Origin of the sequence: Salinicoccus sp. ID82-1, from assembly GCF_021991715.1 — a bacterium.
In the GTDB taxonomy this organism is placed as follows: domain Bacteria; phylum Bacillota; class Bacilli; order Staphylococcales; family Salinicoccaceae; genus Salinicoccus; species Salinicoccus cyprini.
On sequence record NZ_JAGFLY010000008.1, the window covers coordinates 1 to 8,707 of the forward strand.

At 32.4% G+C, this 8,707-nt stretch carries 8 protein-coding genes; all 8 read right to left on the reverse strand.

Annotated features, from left to right (window positions below; all coding sequences use genetic code 11):
• Positions 1–41: 41 nt before the first annotated feature.
• Positions 42–623: a sugar transferase gene (locus J4760_RS13160; RefSeq protein ID WP_255695463.1), complete on the reverse strand. Its 582-nt coding sequence runs from the start codon at positions 621–623 to the stop codon at positions 42–44.
• Between the two features lie 48 nt (positions 624–671).
• Entirely contained in the window at positions 672–1,682 is a 1,011-nt protein-coding gene (locus tag J4760_RS13165) for an NAD-dependent epimerase (RefSeq protein WP_237606036.1), read from the reverse strand.
• Positions 1,683–1,702: 20 nt separating this feature from the next.
• On the reverse strand, positions 1,703–2,605 hold the full coding sequence (locus J4760_RS13170) for an ATP-grasp fold amidoligase family protein (protein WP_237606037.1): 903 nt from the start codon (positions 2,603–2,605) through the stop codon (positions 1,703–1,705).
• Between the two features lie 24 nt (positions 2,606–2,629).
• The gene (locus J4760_RS13175; RefSeq protein ID WP_237606038.1) at positions 2,630–3,850 is read right to left on the reverse strand and encodes a lipopolysaccharide biosynthesis protein; all 1,221 of its coding nucleotides are present in this window, start codon (positions 3,848–3,850) and stop codon (positions 2,630–2,632) included.
• Between the two features lie 39 nt (positions 3,851–3,889).
• On the reverse strand, positions 3,890–5,263 hold the full coding sequence (locus J4760_RS13180; protein ID WP_237606039.1) for an O-antigen polymerase: 1,374 nt from the start codon (positions 5,261–5,263) through the stop codon (positions 3,890–3,892).
• Positions 5,264–5,295: 32 nt separating this feature from the next.
• Positions 5,296–6,165 carry a UTP--glucose-1-phosphate uridylyltransferase GalU gene (gene galU / locus J4760_RS13185; RefSeq protein WP_237606040.1) on the reverse strand — a complete coding sequence of 290 codons (870 nt, stop codon included), beginning with the start codon at positions 6,163–6,165 and terminating at the stop codon, positions 5,296–5,298.
• A 44-nt stretch (positions 6,166–6,209) separates the two neighbouring features.
• Entirely contained in the window at positions 6,210–7,550 is a 1,341-nt protein-coding gene (locus J4760_RS13190) for a UDP-glucose dehydrogenase family protein (RefSeq protein ID WP_237606041.1), read from the reverse strand.
• A gap of 42 nt (positions 7,551–7,592) precedes the next feature.
• The coding region (locus tag J4760_RS13195) for a glycosyltransferase (protein WP_237606042.1) at positions 7,593–8,707 on the reverse strand (1,115 nt) is incomplete at its 5' end.

Consider the following 8,707-nt stretch of genomic DNA (forward strand, 5'->3'; position numbering starts at 1 on the left):
AATAAAAACCAGACAAACAATGTCCGGCTTAAAATGCTTGTTTAATGGCTAACACCTTTTGATGATATCACGTTAATAAAGGTTTTCCATATAATCCACATATCAAAGAGAAATGTCTGGTTTTCAACATAATATTTATCGTATTTAACCTTTTCTTCATCACTGATTTCATCCCGCCCCATAACCTGGGCGTAACCAGTGATACCAGGTTTGACTTTATGTACCCCTGCTTCGGTTCGCATTTTAATGAGCTCATGCTGATTGTAAAGAGCAGGTCTTGGTCCTACTACTGACATTTCTCCTTTAGCCACATTAATCAGTTGAGGAAGTTCATCTATGGATGTTCTCCTAATGAACTTTCCGGTCTTAGTAATATAGGATACGCCTTCCCCAAGCTTTGCTGATTCAACATTAGGCGTTTCTACAGCCATCGATCTGAACTTATAGATAGTAAAATGCACATTATTTAATCCAGGACGCTTTTGTTTAAATAAAAACGGCCCAGGAGAATCTTTTTTAATCGCAAGACCAATTATTGCAAATAAAGGAAGAAATATTATAACAGCACTAGTAGAAGAAGAAAAATCGAATAGTCTTTTTAGCAATATATTTTTTCCTTTCAATTTTTTATCACTTCGTTAAACTATGAAAAATAGTTGCAATACTAATAATTATTTTACAGTATAGAATTCTTTGTACCAGTCTACAAACTTTTTAAGGCCCTCGTCGATAGTCGTTGAAGGGTAGAAATTAGCAACTTCTTGAATTTCATCTATATTAGCAAATGTTGCTCTTACGTCGCCTGGCTGCATCTCAACATAATTTTTCTTTGCTTCTTTGCCCAAATGTTTTTCCAAAGTATTGATGAAGTCCAATAATTTAACTGGTTGATTATTGCCAATGTTATATACTTTGTAAGGAGCATAACTGAAACTTGGGTTTGGAGTGGTTTCTTCCCAATTTTTTTCACCTTCAGGAACTTTATCCAAGAGACCGATGATGCCATCTACAATATCATCAATGTATGTAAAATCTCTCATCATGTTACCTTGATTAAAAACCTTAATCTCTTTATCATTAGTTATATTTTCAGCAAAAGAAAAGTAAGCCATGTCGGGTCTACCGTACGGTCCATATACTGTGAAGAACCTTAATCCACTTGTTGGTATATTATATAAGTGACTGTAAGTATGAGCCATAAGTTCATTTGTTTTCTTAGTAGTTGCATATATGCTCACAGGGTGATCTACACTGTCTTCTGTAGAGAACGGCATTTTAGTGTTGCCTCCATAAACAGAACTTGACGAAGCATATATTAGATGTTTAATTTCATACTTCTTACTAACCTCAAGTATATTTAAGAAACCACTTATATTTGAATCGATGTAAGCTTGGGGATTTGATATGCTATACCTCACTCCAGCTTGTGCAGCTAAGTTGATTATTATTTCTACTTGCTCTTCTTTCATACAATTATCTAAATAATTAAAATTTCTTAAGTCAGCTTTATAAAATTTGAATCTCGGATAACTATTCAATACTTTTAGTCTTTCTTCTTTAAGCTCAACGCTATAATAACTATTCATATTATCATAACCAATTACATCATGACCTTTTTCAATTAGTGCAATTGACAAATGCATTCCTATAAATCCTGCTGATCCCGTAACAAGTATCTTCATTGTAATTACCTCCTTATTATTTAACTCTGCGGTAAAGTAATCCATTCCCCTTTTAATTTTTCGTAGTAAGGTGGAGAATATCTATAATATCCAGCCCCTGGGAAAAAGGTTAATTCTCCAAAATAGATTTTGTCGTTGATACTATATAAATCTGCTCTTATAAAAGTGAAATCTTCACCTAGTTTTTTAGCTAGTTCCAACATCTTATCCAAATTCTGTGGTTTGTTTATAATAACATTAGGATCATTTTGAATTTCAATTTTTAAAGGCAATAGATTCCAGTCCAAATCATAGATATTTCTTTTATGATTTATATAACGGTTAAAATCTACTTGAATAACTTTAGGCTCTCCATGAAAAACAAAAAACTTATAATCTTTCAGATCATTTCCTGATTCGTCGACCATTAGTTTCTCGCATACTATTCTTGGTTCTACATCTTTATAAGGCCACTCTCTATGGGGATGATATAAGTTTTTTTTCAACCACTTATCAACAGTAGATTTTAACTTTGTATGATTTATTTTATTTTTATCATTACAAATGTAAACATGCCCTGAGGTATGAGTAGATTTCAGAACAAATTGAGATGGAAGTGCATCGAAGTCTATGTCTTCATATCTTTTATAGACACCGTATAAAGGAATAAGATATTCTTTACCTATTTTTTTAGAGACATACTCACGAACTTCGTATTTATCAACAATAGAGTTATATTTAGAATTTCTGTCATTAATTTTTAACCATTGAAGTTTTTCATTAAAACTTTTAGGATTTTCGAGATTCAACTTTTCTTTTGTAGCAATAAAGTAATAGATTCTTAAATATAACTTATCGGGAACATACCTTAGCAATTTACTTTTTTTAATGATGAATAATAGAACTTTTGACGGTCTTTTTACAAGCTTTAATATTCTCTTCATACGAATCTCCTTAATTAGTAAAAACTACAAAGCACCTATTTTTTTTAACTTATAAACTGTGGCCATTCCCCTTAAAATCATTTGTAAGAAATTAGTGAATATCATAGTATAAGCCGCACCGTACAAACCATAATAGTTTATTGATAATATACTAAATATTATCGTCGCTAATAATACTACTGTTGAAATGATTGGTTGAATATTAATATAATCGAGCGCAAGTAGAGCCAAATCAAAATTCCATCCTATGAAATTAAACACTAAAGAGAAACTTAAAATCGTAAGAATATCCTGATACTGAGCGTATTCTTGACCATAGAAAAAATCAAGAACAAACTCTCCCAAGAAATAACAAAGGATTATAGCAGTTAATCCAATACCAATAGCCAACAGGTTCAATTCACCAAAGACTCTTTTCTTGAATTTATTATAATTTTTGTTGCTTAAATATCTCGAAAGCGAAGGGAGAAAGGTTTGGGTCACAGCTAGCATTAGTGTGTTTCCAAGAACCAGAAGATAAGAAACAGCTGAAAAATAACCTAACACTTCTACACCAAGTAAATGTTCTATAACATATCTCGGAAAATTCGATTGAAAAGAAACAATCATTAGAACTAGCCCTAATGGAACTCCTTTTTTTAATATCGATATAATACTTTCAGACTCCATTTTGTCATGAAGTAAATATCTTTTCGTCCTTGGCTTTTCGAAAAAGAAGAAAAATATTAATTGAACCAATAATTGAATAGCAAGAGATAATACTAAATCTCTAGTGAAATACAAAAGAAAAAAAAATGTCCCAAAACTTAATAAGTGTTTTGATACCATAATCTTTCCTATAAAGCTTAATTTTTCACTTTTATGAGGAATGGCATAGTATATTTCTGAATGAAGATCAAAAATCTTTATTAGACCAACTAGAAGAATCACATAACTCATAGAAGTAGAAAAGAAAATCTCCATAATAACAAGTACTATAACTGAGATTATTGTCAAAATGTCTCTCGTTTTACTAAAACTTGAAAAATCAGCGTTGTTCCCAGCAACATATATACTTCTTAATTTCATATGCATGAACATGGCTAATGGAGCACTTAGAGCAAATGCAAGAGAATACACCCCTACGTCTTTTGGTGTCAATAAATTCGCTATCATAATAAGCACTAACCACTTCAAGAAAGCTATTATTAGATTGGCAGAGAACACCCAGGAGATATTTTTAAAAAATGTTTTTTTATTGTTCATCATACCATCCTAAATTTCTAATATATCTTAGATTTGTTTTCACTTTGTATACCTTTGCTTTTTTATTATATTTAGGAATTTGTTGATAAAGTATATCGCTATAAAAGTTATAAGGTACCATACAATCTCTATTTGATCAGAAGTAGCCAAAAAATTAAAAGCAGATACAATAGTCATAATATAAAAAATCAAAGCGGAATCAGAAAACTCATTAACAACCATTTTATAATAAAACTTATTAATTATATATCCTGTAACAAAAGCAATAAGAATAACCCCTATAAACCCAAAGTTATAGAAAGCCAATCCATATGGACCTGGTGGTAAACCCCAATACTCATTACCCATTAATGCTCTGCCAACAACTCCACTTTCATCTATTGGAGGTTTGCTTTGCCATATAGAACTAGGAATAGGTGCATACAATATATTGAATAATATTGCGCCGTATTGATAATCAATCTTACCTTCCATTAAAGAACCTACTAAGCTAGGAAGAATTTCGCCTCCTTGGATGCTCATACCCACTTTACTTAAAATTTCATATATGTTACTAAACTCTAACCGAAATTCATTGTATAACCTATAATTACCGAGAGCGATAGCAAAGATCATCATGATGAAGGCTAACGGTACCAATGTTATAAATCTTAAGTTTTTATACTTATAATGATAGAAAACTAAAAAGGGAAATATTGAACTAAAGAATGCAGTACTTCTACCTCCATAAGATACCAGAAAGATGAAAGCAATAAGTGTGAAAAAAAATGATAATTTCTTTTTACCAGTACTTAGTAGAAGTAAAGAACCTACTGTTATAAGAGTAGTAAGTAATTTAAAATATCCCATGCCTGCGTAGGCTTCAACTCTATTATTTAAACCTGCTATCACACCTTGCAGTCCACCTTGCAAGAAGAAAATTACTGCATAACTTGTAAGTCCAATAAATATAAGTATAATGCCAATTGACTTAGTGTTATCAATTTTAAAAAACTCTTCTTTTCTTATCAATTCCGTTTTAGTTCTTGCCGCAAACGCATATCCTCCATACATAAAAATATACCAAATGATAATTATAAGTATGGACCAAAAGAAATACGTTTCATGTAGAGAAGGATCCAATGTACCATATCTGAATGAAGCCTTATTGTAATGAATATCGACCATATTAAATATAAAGAAAAATTGAGTACTTATTAAAAATATATTGAAAGGATGGAATAAATCACGGAAAAGAAACAATGGAAATATAGCTATTGTAATCAGTAAAATAAACATAATGAAATTATAGTTATATTGCTCATAATAGACATATAGCATAAAGCTTATCAACAGAATATATACTAAGAAAGTAGTAAAAATTTCTTTATATGTAAAACTACTTTTTGTAAGGTTGCTATAGTAATTTGACATGGATGAACTCCTAATAACAAATTAAATAATTTTTAAATATCTTTACCTAATTGAAGAATGTATTTTCTTACATCTTGACCTATTTCATCATTGGTAAGAGCAAATTCAATGTTAGTCTTGATGAAGCCTAACTTTTCACCAACATCAAACCTTTTTCCTTCGAAGTCGTACGCATAAACTTTTTCTTGTTCGTTAAGATATTGAAGTGCATCTGTAAGCTGAATCTCTCCTCCTGCTCCTTTTTTCTGCTTTTCTAAATACTCGAAAATTTTAGGGGTTAGCACGTATCTACCCATAATTGCTAAATTAGAAGGCGCTTTTTCGATTTCTGGTTTCTCTACTAAATCTCTTACTTGATACAATCTTCCTTCATTATCAATTGGATCCACTATACCATATCGATTTGTCTCTTCTTTGTTAACTTGCTGAACGCCAACGATAGAACAAAGGGTTCTTTCGTATTGGTCAATTAACTGTTTTAAACCTGGGCTGTCTGCTTGAACTATGTCATCACCTAATAAAACAGCAAAAGGTTCATTACCAATAAATTTTCTACCACACCAGATTGCATGCCCCAATCCTTTTGGTTCTTTTTGTCTTATAAAATGTAGTTCGACATTAGAAGGGTAGTTTACTTTTTTTAACATTTCTATTTTATTCTTTTCTTCCAAGTTTCTTTCTAACTCTAAGTTGTGATCGAAATGATCTTCTATTGCTCTTTTTCCCTTGCCGGTGACGATGATTATATCCTCTATCCCGGATTCAATGGCCTCTTCAATAATATACTGTATTGTTGGTTTATCGACTATAGGTAACATTTCCTTTGGCATTGCTTTTGTAGCAGGCAAAAATCTTGTACCTAAACCTGCCGCAGGGATAATTGCTTTTTTTATTTTCTGCATTTTTATTCCTCCTAAAAAACTTACTTTGGTTATCAATTATGAAGTTAAATCTTTATCGTTTTTCTGGTAGTAGCCATTCGACCGATTGAGTGGTACTCTATCCCTGCCTCTTCCATTTCTTTTAAGTTAAAAATATTTCTACCATCGAAGACCAATGGTGTTCTCATCAATTCGTTAAATGTCTCTGGATTAATTTCTTTTACTTCTGGCCACTCAGTGAATATAAAGCAGACATTTGCTTCTTCTAAAGCTTCATTTACATTCGAAACATAAGTAATGTTCCCATTCAAATTTTCACCTTCTGGGTAATACTTCTTAAAGTTATCTGCACCTACAGGGTCAAAAGCATATATATCTGCGCCCTGTGCAAGTAGTAAAGGCAAATTTGTTAAAGATGCTGCTTCCCTTAAATCGTCAGTGCCCGGTTTGAAAGTAAGTCCTAAAACAGCTACTTTCAAATTTTTAAAAGTGATGAGGCGCTCACTTGCCTTAGTATACAACTTCAATTTTTGCTCATTATTTATGGCAATAGTAGACTTGATTGTTTTAAGCTCATAACCGTTCTGTTCCCCTATATAATCTAATGCTTTAGTATCCTTCGGGAAACATGATCCACCGTATCCAATTCCTGCGTTCAGAAATTGCCTACCTATACGCGAGTCATAACTCATCCCTTCAGCTACATCTTGGATATCTGCTCCAACCAACTCACAAAGATTAGCTATTTCATTCATATAAGAAATCTTTAGCGCTAGAAAATCGTTTGATGCGTATTTGATCATTTCTGCTGATCTTCTATTGACTGAAACAACTGGAAGATTAAAAGGTTTATATATTTCTTTAAGTATCTGCTCAGCCCACTCGCTTTCGGTACCAATTATTATCCTGGAGGCATGGAGAGTATCGTGCACAGCAGAACCTTGGGCTAAGAATTCTGGATTGGATGCTACTTCTACTTTAACATCGTTAACCAAATAATCACTTATGAATTTTTCCACCTTATCATTAGTTCCAATAGGAACAGTGGATTTTACAACAATCAAGCAGTCTTTTTCCAATGTTTCTGCAATCTGTCTTGCAACTGTTGCAATATAAGACAAGTCAGCTGAACCATCAGGCTGTTCTGGTGTTCCAACACCAATGAATATAACATCAGCATCTTTGTAAGCATTCTTATAATCGATGGTGTAATCCAATCTCCCTAATGAATAATTTCTTCTCATCATCTCTTCTAGATCTTTTTCGTAAATGGGAGAATTCCCGTCCTTCATATAATCGACTTTATCACTATCTATATCTACACAAGTTACTTGATGTCCCACTTCCGCAAATGCAACGCCTGAAACCAAGCCGACATAACCTGTACCTGCCACAGCTATTTTCATATAAGTCCCTCCGTTATTTAGATCCCTAGTTAAATGTAGAGTTTATCCTTCTGATTGGGCAAACTTTTTAAAGAATGTAGATCTACGACTTTCTATTTTATGATAATAATAATCTTCAGCTACTTTAAAATTCCTTTTTGCTTGCCCAATTAAATTTGTTTCGTCAAAACTTAATAACAAGTTTGCTATTTCTTCAATATCCATTTTTCTATCAAAAATATATTCTTGTTCTAATAGTTCAGGGATGCCGGCTGTATTAGCGCCAATGGATGGGAGTCCTCTACTCATTGCTTCTATGACAGCCCGTGGTAATCCTTCCTGTTTGCTCGGTTGAGCATATAAATCTATGCTTTCCAACCATTGAAGTACTTCCTCATGAGTTTTAGGACCTAAGAACTTCACTTTGTCTTCTACCTTGTTTTTTTTAGCTACTTCTCTTAAATAATCTTGGTTGCCATCACCAACCAGTTGGTATTCAAAATTATTAATCCCTTTTTCTTCCAATTTTCCTAATGCTTCGATTATATACTGCTGACCTTTGTACTTTACAGCTACAGAAGCAGTAGTTCCGATGATTATTTTATTGTCATTATTATTCTTTATTTTTGATATTCTTTGAGAAAGTACACTGTCATCCACTTCTTCTACTATTACGTTAGAACAATTTATCGAGTGACCTTTAGTAGGATACCTATTCTGTAGAAATTCGTTCGTTACGTACAATGTGTATTGAGAATTCCAAACTTCACTTTTCACTTTTTTATACATGTATGGTGCAACTAATTTACCCGTAGCACTATGGTTCCAGTAAGCATCCCAAGGACAACCAACCAACTCAATTAAATAAGGTTTATTGTACTTTTTCACGTATTTTAAAGCTTGTAATCCTATCATGCTGTGCAATCTTACAATAACATAGTCAGTTTCTTTAATCGCACTTTCCATTACTTGATTAGCCTTGATTTTATTTTTAAGTATCCCAATAGGCGAATTAACGTCAGGAACTTCTTTGACTGTAAAATTCTCCAAAGTAAGTTCTGAAAAATTTTGTATCTCAGATTCATCAATTCTTCTTACTCGTATTAAAGCCTCAATATTTTCAGCTATTACCTTATATCTATTGAATAAATCGTTATTGTGGGCAATACCATAATAAT

Excerpts from the sequence above, each read along its gene's own strand:
- J4760_RS13190 (WP_237606041.1), bottom strand. The coding sequence starts at position 7,550 with ATGAAAATAGCTGTGGCAGGTACAGGTTATGTCGGCTTGGTTTCAGGC.
- J4760_RS13165 (WP_237606036.1), bottom strand. The coding sequence starts at position 1,682 with ATGAAGATACTTGTTACGGGATCAGCAGGATTTATAGGAATGCATTTG.
- J4760_RS13175 (WP_237606038.1), bottom strand. The coding sequence starts at position 3,850 with ATGAACAATAAAAAAACATTTTTTAAAAATATCTCCTGGGTGTTCTCT.
- J4760_RS13180 (WP_237606039.1), bottom strand. The coding sequence starts at position 5,263 with ATGTCAAATTACTATAGCAACCTTACAAAAAGTAGTTTTACATATAAA.
- galU (WP_237606040.1), bottom strand. The coding sequence starts at position 6,165 with ATGCAGAAAATAAAAAAAGCAATTATCCCTGCGGCAGGTTTAGGTACA.
- J4760_RS13170 (WP_237606037.1), bottom strand. The coding sequence starts at position 2,605 with ATGAAGAGAATATTAAAGCTTGTAAAAAGACCGTCAAAAGTTCTATTA.